Raw genomic sequence first — 20,716 nt, 5'->3', positions numbered from 1 at the left:
CCCGGTGGCGGCTCCGGCGATCGGCCCGCCTGTGGCTCGGGCGGCGGCTCGGGCTGAGTGCCCGCCGACGACTCGGGTTGAGTGCCCGCCGACGGCTCGAGCGGTGGCACCGTCGGCGGGTGGTCCCGGCCGTCGAGGGGCAGCTCGACGACCATCGTGAGGCCGCCGCCCGGAGTGTCCTCGGCCACGATCGACCCGCCGAGCGCGTCGAGGAGGCCGCGGCATACGGCCAGCCCGAGGCCCACACCGTCCCCGACGGGGACGTCCCCGATCCGCTGGAAGGGTGCGAAGATCGCATCCTTCTGCTCCTCCGGCACGCCGGGGCCGCGGTCGATGATCCGCAGCTGGAGGCGGTCCGGCAGGGTCGAGGCCTGGACGACGACCGTGCTCCCGGCGCCGTAGCGGGTCGCGTTCTCGACGAGGTTCGCGACGACCCGCTCGAGGAGCCCGGCATCGGTCGTGACGGGCGGTAGGTCCGGCGGCAGGTCGAGACGCATCTCGACCGAGCCGGAGAGGCCGACGAGCGCGGACTCCATGACGTCGGGGAGCCGGACCGGGCCGGGATGGACGGGCACGGAGCCGCTCTGCAGCCGGGACATGTCGAGAAGGTTGGCGACGAGCGACGAGAGCCGGTCGGTCGACTCCTCGATCGTCTCCAGCAGGTCGGCCCGGTCGTCCGCGGTGATGGCGAGATCCGGCTCGCGAAGGGTGGAGACGGCGGCCTTGATCCCGGCGAGCGGGGTGCGCAGGTCGTGCGAGACGGCCGCGAGGAGCGCCGTGCGCGACCGGTTGTCGCGGGCCAGGCGGCCGGCTGCGCCCGCCTGCGCCGCGAGCTCCTCGCGCCGCAGGATCGCCTCGGCGTGGGCGGCGAACGCGCTGACGAGCCGACGGTCCGCGGCCGAGACGACGGGCCCCTGGAGGACGAGGACGGCATCGCGTCCGACCGGTGCCCGCACGGAGGAGTCGTCGACGTGGTCGGCGTCGAAGTCCTCGGTCGCGCAGACGACCTGCCACGGATCGCGTGACGTCGCGCGCCGCACGACTCCCGCGGCATCCATCCCGAACGCCTTGACGGTGCCGCCGAGCAGCGCCGGCAACGGGGCGACCTCGCCGAGGAGCGTCTGGGCCGCGTCGGCGAGGAGCTGCGCCTCCCGCTGGGCCGCCCGGGCAGCGGCCGCCCGCCGGTCGCTGAGATGGACCGCCGACCCGACGCCGAGCGCGACGACGACGAAGACGACGACGGCGACCGCGTTCTGGGGATCGCTGATCGACAGCGTGTGGAGCGGTGGCGTGAGGAACCAGTTGAGGCAGAGGCTCCCGAGGAGCGCGCTGACGAGCGCCGGCCCGAACCCGCCGACGAGGGCGGTGAGCACCGTGAGGGCGAGGAAGAGGAGCACCTCGAGAGGAAGGTCCTGCAGGTTCCGCGTCGCCGAGAGCACGAGGGTGAGCAGGGCCGTGCCGAGCGTCGCGAGCAGCCAGCTCCCCACCAGGCGGCGCCGACTGGGCCGGGGGTCGACCGCGGTCTGCGGCCGGCTCCACCGCCACGGTCTGACCAGCCCTCGTCGCTCGCCGCCCTGACGGGACGGGCCGGCGGCCTCCTCGTGGGTCACGAGGACGACGTCGATGTCACCGGACCGGGCGACGACCTCGTCGTCGACGCTGCGCCGGAGCATCCGGCGCCAGGGTGCTCGTCGGGACGCGCCGAGGATGACCTGTCGGGCGTTGACGGCCCGGGCCACGTCGAGGATCGACGCGGCGACGTCTCCTCCCGACACCATGTGGAAGGTGCCGCCGAGCTCCGTCGTCAGCTCTCGAAGGGCCGTGAGCCTCTCGAGGTTGGCGTCGACGAGCCCGTCCGACGCGGTGACGTGCACGGCGACCAGCTCGCCGCCCGATCCCCGGGCGGCCACCTGCGCACCTCGTCGCAGGAGGGTCGCCCCTTCGGGTCCGCCGGTCAGCGCGACGACGACGCGCTCCCGCGTGGGCCACGGCTCGTCGATCCCGTGTGCCGCCCGGTATGCCTCGAGGCCCTCGTCGACGCGGTCGGCGAGCCAGAGGAGCGACAGCTCGCGCAGGGCCGTGAGGTTGCCTTCGCGGAAGTAGTTCGCGAGGGCGGCGTCGACGGTGTCGGCGGCATAGACGTTCCCGTGGGCGAGTCGGCGCCGCAGGGCGTGCGGCGACATGTCGACGAGCTCGATCTGGTCGGCGGACCGCACGACCCGGTCGGGCACCGTCTCCTGCTGGCGGATCCCGGTGATCGCCTCGACGACGTCGTTGAGCGACTCCAGGTGCTGGACGTTGACGGTCGAGATGACGTCGATCCCCGCGGCCAGGAGGGACTCCACGTCCTCCCACCGCTTGCGATGCCGTGATCCGGGCGCGTTCGTGTGCGCGAGCTCGTCGACGAGCGCGACCTGCGGCGCACGGGCCAGGACGGCGTCGAGGTCGAGCTCGCGAAGCGTCGAGCCGCGGTATGCGACCTCCCGGAGAGGGACCCGCTCCAGGTCCCGGAGCATGGCTGCCGTGTAGGCCCGCTCGTGCGTGTCGCACACCCCGACGACGACGTCCGTGCCCCGTTCCCGGCGCCGGTGGCCCTCGTCGAGCATGGCCACCGTCTTGCCGACGCCGGGAGCGGCGCCGAGATAGATGCGAAGGCGACCCCGCGGCATACCGTCGATTGTCCTACGGTCAGCCGCGTGCGCGGTCGAGGGCAAGGGCGAGGTTGAGCTCGAGGACGTCGACCCGCGGCTCGCCGAGGAAGCCCAGGGTGCGTCCGGTGGTGTGCCGGCGGACGAGCGTCCGCAGGGCCGACTCGCCGATCCCGGTCGCCCGGGCGACGCGGGGCACCTGCGCGAGGGCGTATGCCGGGGAGATGTCCGGGTCGAGCCCGCTCGCCGATGCCGTGAGCGCGTCGGGCGCGGCCACGCCGGAAGGAGGGACGTCGCCGGCTCTCTCGAGGGTCGCACGACGCTGAGCGAGGGCCCGCCGCTGAGCAGGATCGCTCGCGGCGAGGTTCGATCCACCGCTCGTGCCGCCCGCGTCGTCGCTCGTCGACGGCCGGCCGTGGAAGGTGTCGGCGCCCGTGAACGCCTGGCCGAGCAGGGAGGAGCCGACGACCGTGCCGTCCCGACGAACGAGGGACCCCGATGCCTGGTCGGCGAAGGCGACCCGGCCGATGCCCCACACGGCAGCGGGGTAGACGACGCCGAGGAGGACGGTGAGGACGGCGAGCATGCGAAGCGCGGCGAGGCTCTGACGGGAGAGGTTCATTGGTCAGCTCAGTCCGGGAAGGTGGGAGACGAACAGGTCGATGAGTTTGATGCCGACGAACGGCGTGACGATGCCGCCGAGTCCGTAGACGAGGATGTTGCGCCGCAGCAGGGCCTCCGCGCCCGATGGGATGTAGCGAACGCCCTTCAGGGCCAACGGGATCAGCGCGATGATGATGAGCGCGTTGAAGATGACGGCAGACAGGATCGCCGAGTCCGGCGAGGCGAGCCGCATGATGTTGAGGGCCGACAGCCCGGGGAAGACGCCGACGAACATGGCCGGGATGATGGCGAAGTACTTCGCGACGTCGTTGGCCACGGAGAAGGTCGTGAGAGCTCCGCGGGTGATGAGCAGCTGCTTGCCGATGCCGACGATGTCGATGAGCTTCGTCGGGTCGGAGTCGAGGTCGACCATGTTGCCGGCCTCCTTCGCCGCGGACGTGCCCGAGTTCATCGCGACCCCGACGTCGGCCTGGGCGAGAGCCGGCGCGTCGTTCGTCCCGTCCCCCGTCATCGCGACGAGCCGGCCGCCCTCCTGCTCGGTGCGGATGAGCCGCATCTTCTCCTCGGGTGTCGCCTCGGCGAGGACGTCGTCGACTCCTGCCTCCCGTCCGATGGCCTGGGCCGTCAGCCGGTTGTCGCCCGTCACCATGACGGTGCGGATCCCCATGGCCCGCAGCGTCGCGAACCGCTCCGCGATGCCCGGCTTGACGATGTCCTTGAGGCGGACGACGCCGAGAACCGCCGCGGGCCGGCCCGGGCGCTGCTCCGCGACGACGAGCGGCGTCGCCCCGTCGGCAGCGATCCCGTCGACGAGCTCGGTCGTCCCGGCCGGCACCTGACCCCCCGTTCCCCCGACCCACGCGACGATGGCCGACCCGGCGCCCTTGCGGAGCGAGATCCCGGAGGGGAGGTCGATACCGCTCATCCGGGTCTGGGCGCTGAACTCGACGAGCTCCGCGTCGGTCGTCGACAGCTCCGGGACCCCTCCGAGGGCTTCGGGGCCGTGCTGGGACACGGCGAGGTCGACGATGGAGCGCCCCTCGGGCGTCGGGTCGGCGAGCGAGGCGATGTATGCCGCGCGCCCCAGCTCGATCTCGGTCGTGCCGGGGAGCGGAAGCAGCTGGGAGGCACGCCGGTTGCCGAGCGTGATGGTGCCCGTCTTGTCGAGGAGGAGGGTCGACACGTCACCGGCGGCCTCGACGGCTCGTCCGGACATCGCGAGGACGTTGTGCTGGACGAGCCGGTCCATGCCGGCGATACCGATGGCGGACAGGAGCGCACCGATCGTCGTGGGGATGAGGCAGACGAGCAGGGCGACGAGGACGACGACCGACTGCTCCTTGCCGCTGTAGCCCGCGAACGGCTGGAGCGCCATGACGGTGACGAGGAAGACGATCGTCAGCGTCGTGAGGAGGATCGTCAGGGCGATCTCGTTGGGTGTCCGCTGCCGCTCGGCTCCTTCGACGAGCGCGATCATCCGGTCGATGAACGACTCGCCCGGCCGGGTCGTGATGCGCACGACGATGCGGTCCGACAGGACGGTCGTCCCGCCGGTGACCGCGCTCCGGTCGCCGCCGGACTCCCGGATGACCGGGGCGGACTCCCCGGTGACCGCGGACTCGTCGACCGAGGCCACGCCCTCGATGACCTCGCCGTCGCCGGGGATCACCTCGCCGGCCTCGACGACCACGGTGTCGCCGATCCTCAGGTCGGCGCCGGCGACGATGTCCTCGCCACCGTCCTTGGCGAGGCGGCGCGCGGTCGTCCCGGTGCGGGTCGCGCGGAGCGAGGCGGCCTGTGCCTTGCCGCGGCCCTCGGCGACGGCCTCGGCGACGTTGGCGAACAGGACGGTCGCCCACAGCCAGAGCGCCACGGCGATCGTGAACGTGCTGGGGTGCAGGATCGCGAGGACGGTCGTGAGGACCGAGCCCACCCAGACGACGAAGATGACCGGGGAGCGCCACACGTGGCGGGGGTCGAGCTTGCGGAACGCGTCCGGCAGGGCGGATCTCAGCGTCTGACGGTTCATGAGAGGGCCTCCGCGATGGGACCGAGGGCGATGGCGGGGAAGTAGGTGAGGCCGGCGACGATGATGGCCACCCCGACGAGCAGGCCGAGGAAGAGCGGCGTGTGGGTCGGCATCGTGCCGGCGGTCACCGGCCGCCTCGACTGGGCCGCGAGGCGGCCGGCCAGGGCGAGGACGAGGAGCATCGGCAGGAACCGGCCGAGGAGCATCCCCGCACCGAGGGTGAGGTTGAACCACGGTGTGTCGGCGCTCAGCCCGGCGAAGGCCGAGCCGTTGTTGTTGGCCGCGGAGGTGTAGGCATACAGCACCTCGGTGAGACCGTGCGGACCGCTCGCCAGCATCGACTCCCTCGCGGTGGGGTAGGCGACGGCCGCGGCCGCCCCGGCGAGCGCGAGCGTGGGCGTGACGACGGCATAGAGCGCGGCCATCGTGATCTCGGGCCGGCCGATCCGCTTGCCGAGGTACTCGGGCGTCCGGCCGACCATGAGGCCCGCGAGGAAGACGGTGAGGACGGCGATGACGACGATGCCGTAGAGGCCGGACCCGACACCGCCGGGACTGATCTCACCGAGAGCCATGTTGACCAGGAGGACCCCGCCGCCGAGCGGGCTGTAGCTCTCGTGCATCGAGTTGACCGCTCCGGTCGAGGTGCCCGTCGACGTCGCTCCGAAGAGGGCGGAGCCCCAGACGCCGAAGCGCACCTCCTTGCCCTCCATCGAGCCCGTCGCGGCCACCGCCGCGTGCACCTCCGCCCAGGTCACCAGCGCGACGCCGGCCGCCCACAGCGTCGCGGCGAACCCGAGGAGGGTCCAGCCCTGTCGGCGGTCGCCGACCATGACGCCGAAGGTCCGCGGCAGGGCGAACGGCACGACGAGCATGAGGAGGATCTCGACGAGGTTCGTCACGGGGTTGGGATTCTCGAACGGGTGCGCGGAGTTGGCGTTGAAGTACCCGCCGCCGTTCGTCCCGAGCTCCTTGATGGCCTCCTGAGAGGCGACGAGCCCGCCCCGGATCACCTGGTCGTGGCCGGCCAGCCCCGCGATCGTCTCCGGGGAGGCGAGGTTCTGGATGACCCCGCCGGCCACGAGGAGGACGGCGGCGACGAGGGAGATCGGCAGGAGGATGCGGGTCACCCCACGGACGAGGTCGACCCAGAAGTTGCCGAGCGTGGTCGCCGACCGGCGGGACACCCCGCGGATGACGACGATCGCGACGGCGAGGCCGACGGCTGCGGACACGAAGTTCTGCACGGCGAGGCCGACGGTCTGGACGAGTGGGCCGGTGCCCACCTCGCCGGCATAGCTCTGCCAGTTCGTGTTCGTCACGAACGAGATCGCCGTGTTGACGGCCGTCGTCAGCCCCATCCCGTCGGTGCCCTGGGCCAGCGGCAGGTGCTTCTGGAGGACGATGAGCAGGAAGAGGACGACGAGGCTGACACCGGAGAACGCGAGGACGGATGCGGCATACGACCGCCACGTCTGCTCGTTGCGCGGGTCGACCCCGACGGCGCGGTACACGGTCCGCTCGACGCGCCAGTCCGTCTCGTCGGTGAAGACTCGAGCCATCCAGTTCCCCAGCGGGACATGGGTGATGGCGAGGAGCGCGACGACAACGCCGATGGTCAGCAGGCCGGCTGCGGCGTCGCTCATCAGAACTTCTCCGGGTGGAGCAGCGCATAGGCCAGGTAGGCGAGGAGGGCGAGTCCCAGCACGAGGCCGACGATGTTCTCGATCACCCCCTCAGCGTCGGGCGTCCTCACCCACAGGGTGCCCGTCGTTGACGTGCTCCTGACGGGCCTTGACGGATCCTTGACGGCCGACCGGCCTACTCCTCGTCGGGGCCGGTGCCCGTGCCCTCCCGACGACCGGTGCGTTCCTGGTATGCCGCGACGAGGGCGTCGAGGGAGTCCTCGTCGAGGCCCCGGCCCGGGAAGGCGGCGAGCGTGCTCATCGGCATCGTCCCGATGACGTTGACGAGGTCCTCGTCGGCGAGCAGTCCGCCGGCGTCGGCGGAGGCCACGGACCGGAGGATCTCGGCGCCGATCGGGTCGGCGAGCCACTCCTTGAGCGTGGACTCGCGACGCAGCGGCGGCGCCACCGAGGGACCGTCGACGGTCACGGTGATCGTCTCGACGATGTCCCTGGAGTGCCGGGCCACCTCGATGGCGAACTCGCCGGGTTCGACGACCCAGCGATGGAGCAGGTCCGACCAGTAGGAGAACGCCCGCTGGTCGAGGTCGATGCCCACCCGCTGTGAGGAGCCGGCCGACAGCCACGCCTTCGCGAAGCCCTTGAGCTCCCGCACCGGGCGGTGGACCGAGGAGTCGACGTCGCGGACGTAGACCTGGACGACCTCCGCTCCGTCGACCGACCCCTGGTTCGTCACCGTCACCTCGACACGGGCCGCGAGGTCGCCGTCCTCGACGGAGCCGGACAGGGTCACGTCCGCGTCCGCATACCCGAATGTCGTGTAGGAGAGCCCGAACCCGAAGGGGTATGCGACGTCGAGCCGGCTCTTGTCGTAGCCGCGGTAGCCGATGTAGAGCCCCTCGCCGTACCGCACGATCCCGGAGTCGCCGGGGAAGTTGAGGTAGGAGCTGGTGTCCTCCAGGCGGTGCGGCACCGACTCGGCGAGCCGCCCCGACGGGTTCGTGGCGCCGCACAGCACATCGGCGATCGCGCCGCCCGCGGCCTGCCCGCCGAGCCAGGCCTCGACGAGCGCCGGGGTGTGCGGCCGGACCTCGTCGAGGAGGACGGTCGAGCCGTTGACGAGGACGCCGACGACGTTGGGGTTCGCCGCCGCGACGGCGGCCAGGGTCGCGAGCTGGCTCGCCGGGAGGTCCATGTGCGTCCGGTCGAAGCCCTCGGACTCGTCGGCAGGCGGAAGCCCGAGGAAGACGACGACCACGTCACATCGCGACGCGAGATCCGCTGCGGCAGAACGCAGCTCCTCGTCAGAGGAGCCACCCTCGGCCACCGGGCCGACGGCATACCCCGGCTCGAAGCCGACGACGTCGAGGACCGTGCCGATCTCGTCGAGGGCGACGTCGACCCGCGTCGGGTTGACCTGGGAGCTGCCCGCTCCCTGGAAGCGCGGGGTCCGGGCGAACTCGCCGACGACGCCCACCCGCACGCCACGTGAGAGGGGCAGCAGCCGACCCGCGTTCTCCAGGAGCACGACGGAGTCGCCCGCGGCCTCGCGGGCCAGGGCGTGGTGCGCCTCCTCGTCGTAGGCCTCGTCGAGCTCGAGCACGTGCATGCCGCGCGACACGAGCCGCAGGACGGCCCGCACTCTGTCGTCGAGGACGTCGCCGTCGAGCGCGCCGTCCCGCACCGCGGCGGCGACCTCCTCGGGACTGCGCGGCAGGCGCGGAGGCATCTCGAGATCCAGCCCCGCACGGGTGGCCGGGACGCGGTGGTACACGGCGCCCCAGTCGGAGACGACGAGGCCCTCGAACCCCCACTCCTCCCGGAGGACCGTCGTGAGGAGCCAGCGGTTCTCCGACGCCGACGTGCCGTTCACCTTGTTGTAGGAGCACATGACGGTCCAGGGCTGGGCGCCGGTGACGACACGCTCGAAGGCGGGGAGGTAGATCTCCCGGAGCGTTCGCTCGTCGACCTGCGCGTCGACCCGCAGGCGGTCCTCCTCCTGGTTGTTCGCCGCATAGTGCTTGAGCGAGGTGCCGACCCCGCAGGACTGGATGCCGTCGACGATCCCGACGGCGAGCTCGCCGGCGAGGTACGGATCCTCGGAGAGGTACTCGAAGTTCCGGCCGCACAGCGGCGATCGCTTCATGTTGACGCCAGGCCCGAGGATGACCGACAGGTTCGTCGCCCGCGCCTCCTGCGCGAGCGCGGCTCCGACCCGCTGGAGCAGACCGGGATCCCAGGAGGAGGCGATCGCGGAGGCCGTGGGGAAGCACGTCGCCGGCACGCTGCCGCCGAGGCCGACGTGGTCCCCCGTGCCGGGCTGCGCCCGCAGCCCGTGCGGACCGTCGGAGACCATGATGCTGGGGATCCCGAGACGCTCGACCGGTGCGGTGTACCAGAACGACGAGCCGCTCGTCAGCGCCGCCTTCTCCTCGAGGGTCAGTTCGGTCAGCAGTCGCTCCACGTCGAGTGTCATGGGGCAACCCTAGGGGCAGGGCGACGGGTCGATCCGGGGGCCGGGGCGGTCGCATACGGTGAGACGTATGCCCTCGTCGACGACCCCCTTCTCCGCCTCCACCTCCGCCGCCCTCGAGCGCCAGGCGCTCGACAAGCAGGTCGCCGACCGCATCCCCGGCGTCGCCGCGGCGGTGGCCCGCGACGGCGTCCTGCGGTGGTGGACCGGTGTCGGGTCTGCGGACCTGGCCGAGCCCGACCGGAGCCCCGACGCCGACACCCAGTTCGAGGTGGCCTCGAACACGAAGACCTTCGTCGCCGCGACGATCATGCGGCTGCGGGACGAGGGGCGGCTCTCCCTCGACGACACCGTCGACCGGCACGTCCCGGGCGCCGGCCACTCGGGGGCGACCATCCGCCAGCTGCTCTCGCATACGTCCGGGATGCAGCGCGAGCCGGTCGGGGACGTCTGGGACACCCTGGAGTTCCCCGATGTCGAGGGTCTCGTCTCCGGCTGGAACGAGGCCGAGCGGGTGCTTCCCCCGCGGGTCCGATGGCACTACAGCAACCTCTGCTACGCCATGCTCGGCCGCGTCATCGCCGAGCTCGACGGCGGCGACTGGTTCGCGAGTGTCCGCCGCCGCTTCCTCGAGCCACTCGGTATGCGACGGACGACCCTCGGCCTGTCCGGTCGCCGGGCGGTCGGCTACTTCGTGCCGCCGTGGACCGACGTGCCGGTCGTCGAGCCGTCGATCGCACCGAGCGCGATGAGCCCGGCCGGGGGCATCTGCAGCACCCTCATCGACATGGCGACGTGGCACGGCTTCCTCGCCGCCCCGGACGCCGAGATCCTCTCCCCCGACAGCGTCGAGGAGATGGTGCAGCCGCAGACGATGGCCGACCCCGCCGGGTGGACCCAGGCGTACGGGCTCGGGCTCCAGCTCATCCGGCGCGACGACCGCACGTGGGTCGGGCACACCGGCGGCCACCCGGGGTTCATCACGGGGTTCTTCACCGATCGGGACACCGCGACGACGGGCCTGTTCATGGCGAACCAGTCGGCGACGACGAACCCGGGAGGACTCGCGACGGCCCTCGGGTCGTATGCCGTCGAGCACGAGCCGGTCCTCCCGTCGCCGTGGCGCCCCGGCACCGAGGTGCCCGAGGAGCTCCGGCCGCTGCTCGGACGATGGTTCTCCGAGGGCCAGCCGTTCGTGTTCTCCGTCCGCGAGGGTCGGCTCGAGGCGCGGGTCGACCTCCCGAGCGTCACCGAGCCCTCGCGGTTCGAGCTCGTCTCCCCCGACGTCTACCGGACCGTCGCCGGACGGGAGCGCGGAGAGCTGCTGCGGATCCGGCGCGACGCGGACGGCCGCGTGACGGCATTCAACTGGGCCACCTACCTTTTCACGCGCGAGCCCTACGCCTTCGGGGAGTGGCTCCGCGCGCGCGACTGAGCCGTCTGCGCGGCGATGACGCCGAGGGCTGCGGGACGACCGAGGCGGGGGTGCCGTCGACACAGCGGACGTCGAGGCGCGTCCCGGACATCACCGACGTGAGGCGCGACACATGGTTCATCGGGCCGACCTCCCCGACAGGGCAGGTGACCGCGAGTATCCTCGGCCTCAACGCGCGGCGCTGGCAGACAACCTGCGAGCACCGCGCGTCCCCATGTCCTCGGACCTTGGACTTCGCCGCCCCTGGGTATCGCCGGCCTTGGCCGTCCCCGGCCCCTGGTTCGAGGGCCCGCCCGAGTGGCGACGGCAACACTGCACTTCCTCCCCGAGCCGCTTTATCGGGTGACCCGATAAAGCGGGTTCTGGCGGATCGCACGTGTTCCGGGGTGACCCCGGAACACTGAGCTTCACCCGACAAGGAAAGCCGGGTGAAGCTCAGTGTTCTCGGGTCACCCGATAAAGCGTGGACGCGTGGGCGTGGGGTGGGCGTAGGCCGGGGCGGATCGCACCCACGGGGAGGCCCGGGCTCGGCACCGGAGGGGTCAGGCGTCGGGTGCGACGAGCTCTCTGGCGAGGACCTTGCCGGCGGCGTTGCGGGGCAGCGCCTCGACGAAGTGGACGTCCCGGGGGACGGCGTGCCGCGCGAGCCGCGACCGGACGAGCGCGCGCACGTCCTCGCCGGAGAGGGACGCCTCCTCCTCGAGGACGACGAATGCGGCCAGGCGCTGCCCGAACTCGGCATCCGGGACACCCGTCACACAGACCTCGCGGACCTCGGGACTCTCCTCGATGATGCGCTGCACCGCCGCCGGGTGGACGTTCTCGCCCCCGCTGACGACCATGTCGTCGCCGCGCCCGTCGACGTAGAAGAGTCCGCCGGCCCGATGCCCGAGGTCGCCCGTCGCGATCATCCCCTCGTGCGAGGTCACGCCCCCGCCGTCGGAGTAGCCCTCGAAGACGAGGTCGTTGCCGACGAAGATCCGGCCGGTGACCCCGTCGCGGACCGGCGCGAGGTCGGCATCGAGGATCTCGACGCGGGTGCCGAGCGGTGGCGTCCCCGCCGTCGCCGGATCCCGGCGCAGCTGGCGGGGATCCGCGATGCAGATCCACGACGCCTCCGTCGAGCCGTAGAGGCTGTAGAGCACCTCGCCGTAGCGGTCCATGAACCGTGGCGCGAAGCCTGTCGACAGCGAGGACCCGCTGACCGCCACGACCCGCAGCTCCGGCGGCCGCGGGAGATCTCCGGCATCGGCCGCGGCGAGCATCCGCTCGATGAGGATCGGGACGGCGAACATGGCGTGGCACCGGTACCGCACGAGCGCCGTGTGGGCCGCCACCGGGTCGAACCGCCGCTGGAGGACGAGAGTGGCCCGGACCCCGAGTCCGAGCTGCAGCGCGGCATACCCCCACGTGTGGAAGAGCGGTGCCGAGACGAGGACCCGGTCGCGGTTGTTGAGCGGTATGCGATCGAGCATGGAGACCATCGGCCCCAGACCACCTGGCGTCCGGCGGGTGGCGGCGCGCGGCATACCGGTCGTCCCGGACGTGAGGATGACAGTGCGGCCCGCCTCCACCGGTGGCGGTGGGCCGGGGACCGGCCCGAGCAGGTGCAGCTCGCGCGCGAGGTCACGCTCGGAGAGACGACCGACCCCCAGATCGCCGACGAGAGAGGAGAACTCGTCGTCGTGGACGAGCAGCCGCAGGTCCTGCTCTGTGACGAGGTGCGCCAGCGCGTCCGCACCGAGCCCGGTGTTGAGGAGCACGAGGTCGGCGCCCAGTGCGTTGGCGCCGAGAATGGCCGAGACGGTGCCCACGTGGTTGCGGGCGAGAAGGCCGATCCGGTCTCCGGGACCGATGCCCCGTGCGGACAGCACCGAGGTGACGGCGTCGCTCTCGGCGACCAGCTCGGCATACGTGAGGCGCCGGTCGTCGTCGACGACGGCGACCGACTTCGGGGACCGGGCCGCAGCCTGGCGCAGCTCGCCGGCGAGGCCGAAGCCCCAGGTGCGCATGCTCGTCAGCTGGCGGGCGAGCCGGTGCGGCAGCGCGGGCGCGAAGAAGCCGCGCTTCGCCATCGTCGTCGCGACGACCGTGGGCTTCATCGGCCGATCATCCCCGCCGTACGTCGAAGTAGTCACCGAAGCGCTGGGCGAGGGCCAGATCGCCCCGCACCTTGAGCTTGCCCGTCATCGCCATCATGACCGGGTTGCCGGATCGGGTGATGATCTTGAGGAACTCGACGGGCGCCATCATGAGCGAGACGGTGGGCTCGACCGTCGGCGCCTTCTCGACGGTGCACGTGGAGTCCCGGACGACGATCGCGTACGTGTCGGAGGAGTCCCCCGGGCCGCCGGTCACCCGGATGTCGATCCGCGCGTCGACACCGGCGGCCTTCTCGGGCACGAACAGCTCGGGGAACTTGGCGAAGACGGCGTCGAGGAGGTCCGCACGCTCCGGCCCTGCCATGGCGGCCCGGATGTCGGCGTCCTTGGCCCCCTTGATGAGCGTCGCGAACTCGCGAGGTGTGCTGCTCCTCACCGACTCGACGGTGAACCCCGTCATCGTGCTCCCCTCTCCCCGTCCCTCGAGGCCAAGAGCCGCCTCAGGCCTTCTTCGTCGTCGTCTTCTTGGCCGTCGTCCTCGTGGCCGTGGTCTTCTTCGTCGCCGTCTTGCGGGCCGTCGTCTTCTTCGCGGCCCGCTTGCGCGTGACGGGACCGCGGGCCCTCTTCTCGGCGAGCAGCTCGTAGGCCCGCTCGGCGGTCAGTGACTCCGGGTCGTCGTCGCGGCGCAGCGTGGCGTTCGTCTCACCGTCCGTCACGTAGGGGCCGAACCGGCCGTCCTTGACGACGACCGGCCTGCCGGACACCGGGTCGACGTCGAAGGAGGCCAGCGGCGGCTTCGCCGCGGCGCGACCCCGCTGCTTGGGCTGGGCGTAGATCGCGAGCGCCTGCTCGAGGGTGATGTCGAACAGCTGCTGCTCGGACTCCAGGCTCCGGGAGTCGGTGCCCTTCTTCAGGTACGGGCCGTAGCGGCCGTTCTGCGCCGTGATCTGCTCTCCCGACTCGGGATCGGCGCCGACGACGCGCGGCAGCGAGAGGAGACGCAGGGCGGTGTGGATGTCGATCGTCGACAGGTCCATGTCCTTGAAGAGCGAGGCGGTGCGCGGCTTGGGCTTCGCCGCCTTGGCACGGCCCTTGGTGGGGGTGTCACCATTCGGCTCGGGAAGCACCTCGGTGACGTACGGGCCGTATCGCCCTGCCTTCGCGACGATCTCGTGTCCCGTCGCCGGGTCGGTCCCGAGGACGCGGCCGTCGTCGGCCGCCGCCTCGAGCAGCTCCCGGGCCTTGGCCGGCGTCAGTTCGTCGGGTGCGATGTCGTCGGTGATGCTCGCCCGCCGCGGAGCGGTCGCCGCGTCGTCGCTCATCTCTCCCGTCGCCGGGTCGACCCCGGCGGGCGCGACCTCCTCGACGTACGGGCCGTACCGGCCGACGCGGACGACGATCCCGTCGCCGATCTCGATCGTCGAGATGCCGCGGGCGTCGATGTCACCGAGGTCCTCGACGAGGTCCTGGAGCCCCTCGGCGTCGGTCGCCTCGTCGCCGAAGTAGAAGCGCTTGAGCCACGTCGCGCGTCGCTCCGTGCCGGCCGCGATACGGTCGAGGTCCTCCTCCATCGAGGCCGTGAAGTCGTAGTCGACGAGCGAGGAGAAGTGGATCTCCAGGAGCCGGGTCACGGCGAACGCCAACCAGGTCGGCACGAGCGCGGATCCCCGGATGCGGACGTAGCCGCGGTCCTGGACGGTCCCGACCATCTGGGCATACGTGCTCGGGCGCCCGATGCCCCGCTCCTCCATCGCCTTGACGAGGGTCGCCTCCGTATAGCGCGGCGGTGGGCTCGTCTCGTGGCCCTCGGCCTCGGCGCGGTCGACCGTCAGGGGAACCCCGACACCGAGGCGCGGCAGGCGGCGCTCCTCCTCGGCCGCGATCTGGGATGCCTTGCGGCGACGGGTGTCCTCCTCGTCGCGACCCTCCTCGTAGGCGGCGAGGAACCCGCGGAAGGTGACGACCGTGCCGGACGCGGACAGCTCGACGGCGCGGCCGTCCTCGAGCGTGGCACCGAGGCGCAGCGTCGTCGTCATCGTCTCCGCGTTGGCCATCTGGGAGGCGACGGTGCGCTTCCAGATGAGGTCGTAGAGCGCCATCTCGGTGCCCCGCAGCTCGCCGGCGACCTGCGCCGGGGTGCGGAACCGGTCGCCGGCCGGGCGGATCGCCTCGTGGGCCTCCTGGGCGTTCTTGCTCTTCTTCTCGTAGCGGCGCGGTGCGTCCGGGACGTATGACGCTCCGTACAGCTCGCGCGCCTGCGTCCGGGCCGCGGTGAGCGCCGCCTCGGACAGCGTCGTGCTGTCGGTCCGCATATACGTGATGTAGCCGCGCTCGTAGAGACGCTGGGCGACCGACATCGTGTCGCGCGAGGACAGCCGCAGCTTGCGCGAGGCCTCCTGCTGCAACGTCGAGGTGGTGAACGGCGCGGACGGCCTGCGGGAGCGCGGCTTCTCGTCGACCCCGGCCACCTGCACCGCGGCCTGGAGCAGCTGCGCCGCGATCGAGCGCGCGTCCTCCTCGTCGAGGTGGACGACCTTCGCCGAGGTGAGCGTCCCGTCGTCGGCGAAGTCGCGTCCGGTCGCCACCCGATGGCCGTCGACGCCGGTGAGCCGGGCGGTGAACAGGTTCGCCTCGGTGTCGGGGGTCACGTCGGCCTCGACGTCCCAGTACGACGCGGCGCGGAAGGCCATCCGCTCGCGCTCGCGGTCGACGACCATCCGGGTGACGACGGACTGGACCCGGCCCGCCGACAGACCGGCGCGGACCTTGCGCCACAGGACGGGCGACACCTCGTAGCCGTAGAGCCGGTCGAGGACGCGCCGGGTCTCCTGGGCGTCGACGAGGTTGATGTCGAGGTCGCGGGTGTGGTCGGCGGCGCGCTGGATCGCCTCGGGGGTGATCTCGTGGAACACCATGCGCTTCACCGGGATCGTCGGCTTGAGGGTCTGCAGCAGGTGCCAGGCGATGGCCTCGCCCTCACGGTCCTCATCCGTCGCGAGGTAGAGCTCGTCGGCGCCCTTGAGGAGCCGCTTCAGCTCGTTGACCTTCTTCTTCTTGTCGGCGTCGACGACGTAGTAGGGCTCGAAGTCGTTGTCTATGTCGACCCCGAACTTGGCATACGGGCCCTTCTTCATCTCCGGCGGCAGCTGGGACGGCGTCGGGATGTCCCGGATGTGCCCGACGGACGCCTCGACGTCCCATCCGTCGCCGAGGTAGGCGGCGATGTTCTTGACCTTCGTCGGCGACTCGACGATGACGAGCTTGCGTCCGGTGTCACTCACGTGCTCCTGCTTCCTGTCCGACCACGTGCAGCGGATTCGTCGCTGCCTCGACGTGGTGTCGGGCGCAACGGTAACCCCTCACCCCCGCATTCCCGCATCGACATCTCATTCCGGACGCCGGGCCGCCGACCGATGTGGCGTTTATTTGAACCTTCAACCATCTGCCGGTAGAATGGGTGCCATGACGACGACCACAGCGGAGCGGATGCCGGTCCTCTACCTCAGCCACGGCGCACCACCGCTCGCCGACGACGCCCGCTGGACCGCCGAGCTCTCGGCCTGGTCGCACGGACTCCCCCGGCCCAAGGACATCCTCGTCGTCTCCGCGCACTGGGAGCAGGCGCCGGTCTCCCTGTCGTCGACGAACGGCCGGACTCCCCTCGTCTACGACTTCTGGGGCTTCCCCCAGCGCTACTACGACGTGACGTATGCCGCACCCGGCGCTCCCGAGCTCGCGGCGAGCGTCGAGCGGCTCGTCACGGGTGACGGCACCCCGGTCGCCCGCGAGGAGGGCCGGGGCCTGGACCACGGGGCCTACGTGCCGCTCGTCGAGATGTTCCCCGCGGCGGACGTCCCGGTCGTGCAGCTGTCGATGCCCACACTCGACCCGCAGCGCCTCTTCGACCTCGGCCGGACGCTCGCCCCGCTGCGCGACGAGGGCACGCTCATCCTCGGCTCCGGCTTCACGACCCACAACCTGCGCTGGTTCCACCCGGGCGAGGGGGCGGACGTCGCGCCGCCCGCCGCCTCCCGTGAGTTCGACCACTGGGCCGCCGAGACGCTGGCCGCCGGGGACGTCGACGGGGTCCTCGACTTCCTCGCGAAGGCGCCCGCCGCCAGGGAGGCCCACCCGCGGACCGAGCACTGGGCGCCGCTGTTCGTCAGCCTCGGAGCGGCCTGCGCGTCCGGGTCGTTGGAGAGCGACAGCGTCATCGACGGCTTCTGGTTCGGCCTGTCGAAGCGCTCCTGGCAGTTCGCCTGAGTCCCGCCCGCCCGGCGATCCGGCACCCGATCGGGGCCAGTGCGCCACTCGTCGCTCCCGGACACCGGCGGCCGACCCGGGCGACCTCCCGAGGCGGAGGCGCAGGACGGCATACCGTGTCGGCATGGCTCGGCGGAGACTCCCCACGACGCTGGCCGCTGTCGCGCTCGCCGGTGCCGCGGCCGGCTGCTCCCTCGGTGCGCGACCGGACGGCGCGGGCACGCCCGCCGGCCCGGGCGGGGCGAACGGAGCCCGCACGACGACGCCGACCGGATCGACATCCGCGACAACGGGTGCGGACGGGTCCGTGAGAGGCCGGCCGTTCCACCTCACCATCGCGGCGGCCGGCGACGTCCTCGCCCACAGCACGGTGACCAAGGACGCCCGGCGCTACGGCACGGCGACGGGCGTCACCTACGACTATGCGCCGATGTTCGCCCGGGTCGCGCCGATCCTGGGGCGCGCCGACCTGGCGATCTGCCACATGGAGACGCCGCTGTCGAAGAACGACACGAACCTCAGCGTCCCCGGCCGGCTCGTCTTCAACACCCCTCACGAGATGGCTGCCGCCGTCAAGGGGGCCGGCTACGACGGATGCGACTTCGCCTCCAACCACACATGGGACCAGGGCCGCGCGGGCCTCGCCTCGACGGTGTCCGTCCTCCACGCCGCCGGGCTGCAGTATGCGGGGCCGACCGCCGACCCCAAGGCCCCCCGCTCCGTCGCGCACTACACGACGCACGGCGTCCGAGTGGCCCAGCTCGCCTACAGCTACACCGTCCTCAACGACTGGGGCCCGAACACCAAGACCCCGCCGGACGCGCCGTGGACCGCGCAGTCGCTGTGGCCGGCACGCAAGGCGGCGGGCATCATCGCCGACGCTCGGGCCGCGAAGCGCGCAGGCGCCGACATCGTCGTCGTGAGCCTCCACTGGGGAGCCGAGTACATCACGAAGCCGACCAAGGACCAGACCTCGCTCGCCGCAGCGCTTCTCGCGAGCAAGGACGTCGACCTCATCCTCGGCACCCACGTCCACGTCGTCCAGCCGTGCCAGACGATCCACGGCAAGTACGTCTTCTACGGCCTCGGCAACTCCCTGTCCAACCAGGCTCCTTCACAGGCCGCGGGTCTGCGGCCCGAGACCCAGGAGGGGATGATCGCCACGGTGACGATCAGCCGTGACGACGCCGGGCGGGTCACCGAGTCCGCGACCTACCAGCCGACCCGCGTCAAGCTGGAGGGCCACGTCATCGAGCCGGTCACGAAGGCCTCGAATGCGACGACGTGGAGCCGCGTCGTCCGCGGCGTCTCGTCCCTCGGCTCGGGGAAGTGCTCGGCGCGGCCGACCGGCGGGTGACGTCGGCGCGCTCCGGCGCCCGCTGACGATCCGAGGCGACGACCCGACCGCTGCACTGGTGGCTCGCTAGTGGCCCTTCGGGGTCGGGCCGGGCCGCGTGGGGTCGATCTCCGGCGTCTCGACGTGGGGCGGCACGATCGTCGGCCTGAGCCTCGCCCAGGTGAGGAAGATGACCGAGACGATGATGAGCGCGATACCGGCCCACAGGTTCGCGTTGACGCCGCCGGTCTTCGCCTCCTCCGTGTCCCCGAAGAGGCCCATGAGCAGGAGGATGATGCCGAAGAGCCCGAGCAGTGCGCCGATGAAGTTGCGGATGTCGAACGCTCCGGCGGTGTGCTGGCCCTGGTCGGTGTTTGCCACGGTGACTCCTCAGAAGATGACGTTGAGGCCGATGACGAGGACGAGCGCGATGACCGCGAGCGGCCCCGGCCGTTGGTACCACGCCATCGTCGCGGCCTCCGGGTCGACGAGCTCCGAGCGTGGGGTCTCGGAGTAGACGAGGTGTCGCAGCTCGGAGACGGGCTTGGGCTCGGTGAACCCGGACACGATGACGCTGGCCACGATGTCGACGACGAACGCGGTGCTCGCCGCGACGAAGGCCGCCCCCTGACCGTGCAACGGGAGGACGCCCGTGCTGGCCGACCCGAAGGCGTCCTCGGAGAGGAATGCGACGATGACCGCCGAGATCGTGCCGAGGCTCAGGCCGACCCAGCCGGCCGTCGCCGTCATCCGCTTCCAGAACATACCGAGGATGAACGTCGCGAACAGCGGTGCGTTGAAGAACCCGAAGAGGGTCTGCAGGTAGTTCATGATGTTGCCGAACTGACCCGCGATGGATGCGGTGAAGATCGCGATGATGGTGGCGCCGACGGTCGCGAGGCGGCCGATCCGCAGGTAGTAGTCGTCGCTGTGGTTCTTGCGGATGTAGCGCTGCCACAGGTCGTAGCTGAAGACCGTGTTGAAGGCGGAGATGTTCGCCGCCATGCCGGCCATGAAGGCGGCGAGCAGACCCGTGATCGCGAGGCCGAGCAGGCCGTTGGGCAGCACTTCTCGCATGAGCAGCAGCAGCGAGTCGTTGAAGGTCACGCCGTCGCCCGACGACCCGCCGGGCACCTTCTCGCCGTTCTTGATCCGGCCGATCTCCACGACGAGGACGGCGGAGATCATGCCCGGGACGATGGTGATGAAGGGCACGAACATCTTGGGGAAGGCGCCGATGATGGGCGTCTTGCGCGCCGCCGTCATCGAGTTGGACGCCATGGCTCGCTGGACCTCGACGAAGTTGGTCGTCCAGTAGCCGAAGGAGAGGACGAACCCGAGGCCGAAGACGATGCCGACGACCGACCAGAAGGGATTGCTGAACCCGGAGAGTGCCTGTCCGGCCCACGAGTTGAGCTGCTCGTTCGCGGGTGGCACGCCGGCGGAGGCGGGGGCGGCCGCGGCTGCAGCGCGGATCTTCTCCTCCATGCCACCCCAGCCGCCGAGGCGGTGGAGGCCGATGAGTGTCAACGGCAGCAAGGAGGCGACGATGACGAAGAACTGGAGGACCTCGTTGTAGATCGCCGCCGACAGGCCGCCGAGGGTGATGTACGACAGGACGATGAGGGCGGCGACGATGAGCGTCACCCACTTCGGCCAGCCGAGCAGCGCGTGGACGATCGAGCCGAGGAGGAAGAGGTTGACGCCGGCGATGAGCAGCTGCGCGATCGCGAAGGAGATCGCGTTGACGAGGTGGGCTCCGGTGCCGAACCGCCGGAACATGAACTCCGGGACCGAGCGGACCTTGGAGCCGTAGTAGAAGGGCATCATGACGATGCCGAGGAAGAGCATCGCGGGGATCGCGCCGACCCAGAAGTAGTGGACGGTCGGTATGCCGATCTGCGCTCCGTTGGCCGACATCCCCATGATCTCGACGGCACCGAGGTTCGCCGAGATGAAGGCGAGACCCGTCACCCAGGCCGGCAGCGAGCGGCCCGAGAGGAAGAAGTCGAGGGAGTCGGAGACGGCCCGGCGGGCCATGAACCCGATGCCGAGCACGAAGATGAAGTAGATCGCGAGAATGAGGTAGTCGACCGGTGTGGCATCGATGAGGGTCTGGGTGGGCACCATTCCCACGGCGGTCATCGGCATCGTCGCGCT

At 71.3% G+C, this 20,716-nt stretch carries 14 protein-coding genes; 3 read left to right on the top strand and 11 right to left on the bottom strand.

The genetic code is table 11. The features are described from left to right. The 6 genes from BN12_RS03280 to BN12_RS03255 all read right to left on the bottom strand — a co-directional run. A partial coding sequence (locus BN12_RS03280) for a DUF4118 domain-containing protein (protein WP_083454378.1) occupies positions 1–2,669 on the bottom strand: 2,669 nt, incomplete at its 3' end. Between the two features lie 19 nt (positions 2,670–2,688). After that, entirely contained in the window at positions 2,689–3,270 is a 582-nt protein-coding gene (kdpC, locus tag BN12_RS03275) for a K(+)-transporting ATPase subunit C (protein ID WP_048550044.1), read from the bottom strand. A gap of 3 nt (positions 3,271–3,273) precedes the next feature. Then, a complete protein-coding gene (gene kdpB / locus BN12_RS03270; protein ID WP_048550043.1) occupies positions 3,274–5,301 on the bottom strand; it encodes a potassium-transporting ATPase subunit KdpB in 2,028 nt (675 codons plus the stop codon). Continuing rightward, positions 5,298–6,947: a potassium-transporting ATPase subunit KdpA gene (kdpA, locus tag BN12_RS03265; protein WP_048550042.1), complete on the bottom strand. Its 1,650-nt coding sequence runs from the start codon at positions 6,945–6,947 to the stop codon at positions 5,298–5,300. The genes kdpB and kdpA overlap by 4 nt, the downstream gene beginning before the upstream one ends. Then, complete coding sequence (kdpF, locus tag BN12_RS24960; protein WP_162233028.1) at positions 6,947–7,057, bottom strand: K(+)-transporting ATPase subunit F; 111 nt, start codon at positions 7,055–7,057, stop codon at positions 6,947–6,949. Before kdpF ends, kdpA begins: the two co-directional genes overlap by 1 nt. Before the next feature lie 65 nt (positions 7,058–7,122). Next, positions 7,123–9,423 carry a glycoside hydrolase family 3 C-terminal domain-containing protein gene (locus BN12_RS03255; protein WP_048550039.1) on the bottom strand — a complete coding sequence of 767 codons (2,301 nt, stop codon included), beginning with the start codon at positions 9,421–9,423 and terminating at the stop codon, positions 7,123–7,125. 67 nt (positions 9,424–9,490) lie between these two features. Here BN12_RS03255 and BN12_RS03250 point away from each other — a divergent pair, with 67 nt between their 5' ends. After that, positions 9,491–10,855, top strand: coding sequence for a serine hydrolase domain-containing protein (locus tag BN12_RS03250; RefSeq protein WP_048550036.1), 1,365 nt, complete (start codon positions 9,491–9,493; stop codon positions 10,853–10,855). A gap of 542 nt (positions 10,856–11,397) precedes the next feature. On the opposite strand, the gene BN12_RS03245 is transcribed toward BN12_RS03250, so the two are convergent. The 3 genes from BN12_RS03245 to topA are packed head-to-tail and all read right to left on the bottom strand — an operon-like array spanning position 11,398 to position 16,238. After that, a complete protein-coding gene (locus tag BN12_RS03245) occupies positions 11,398–12,957 on the bottom strand; it encodes an AMP-binding protein (RefSeq protein ID WP_048550034.1) in 1,560 nt (519 codons plus the stop codon). 7 nt (positions 12,958–12,964) lie between these two features. After that, a complete protein-coding gene (locus tag BN12_RS03240) occupies positions 12,965–13,417 on the bottom strand; it encodes an SCP2 sterol-binding domain-containing protein (RefSeq protein ID WP_048550031.1) in 453 nt (150 codons plus the stop codon). Positions 13,418–13,457: 40 nt separating this feature from the next. Next, positions 13,458–16,238 (bottom strand): type I DNA topoisomerase, encoded by a 2,781-nt coding sequence (topA, locus tag BN12_RS03235; protein ID WP_048550029.1) that lies wholly within the window; start codon positions 16,236–16,238, stop codon positions 13,458–13,460. A 181-nt stretch (positions 16,239–16,419) separates the two neighbouring features. Here topA and BN12_RS03230 point away from each other — a divergent pair, with 181 nt between their 5' ends. Further along, positions 16,420–17,220: a dioxygenase family protein gene (locus BN12_RS03230; RefSeq protein ID WP_157635322.1), complete on the top strand. Its 801-nt coding sequence runs from the start codon at positions 16,420–16,422 to the stop codon at positions 17,218–17,220. A gap of 124 nt (positions 17,221–17,344) precedes the next feature. Then, a complete protein-coding gene (locus tag BN12_RS03225) occupies positions 17,345–18,577 on the top strand; it encodes a CapA family protein (RefSeq protein ID WP_048550027.1) in 1,233 nt (410 codons plus the stop codon). A gap of 66 nt (positions 18,578–18,643) precedes the next feature. Here BN12_RS03225 and BN12_RS03220 read toward each other — a convergent pair whose 3' ends face one another. Both BN12_RS03220 and BN12_RS03215 read right to left on the bottom strand, forming a co-directional pair. After that, complete coding sequence (locus BN12_RS03220) at positions 18,644–18,937, bottom strand: hypothetical protein (protein WP_048550025.1); 294 nt, start codon at positions 18,935–18,937, stop codon at positions 18,644–18,646. A gap of 9 nt (positions 18,938–18,946) precedes the next feature. After that, positions 18,947–20,701 (bottom strand): sodium:solute symporter family protein, encoded by a 1,755-nt coding sequence (locus tag BN12_RS03215; RefSeq protein WP_083454375.1) that lies wholly within the window; start codon positions 20,699–20,701, stop codon positions 18,947–18,949. Between the last annotated feature and the right edge of the window lie 15 nt (positions 20,702–20,716).

Source organism: Nostocoides japonicum T1-X7 (genome assembly GCF_001046855.1).
In the GTDB taxonomy this organism is placed as follows: Bacteria; Actinomycetota; Actinomycetes; order Actinomycetales; family Dermatophilaceae; genus Nostocoides; species Nostocoides japonicum.
The sequence above is the reverse complement of the archived record's forward strand: the minus strand, read 5'-3'. Positions and strand labels throughout refer to the sequence as shown.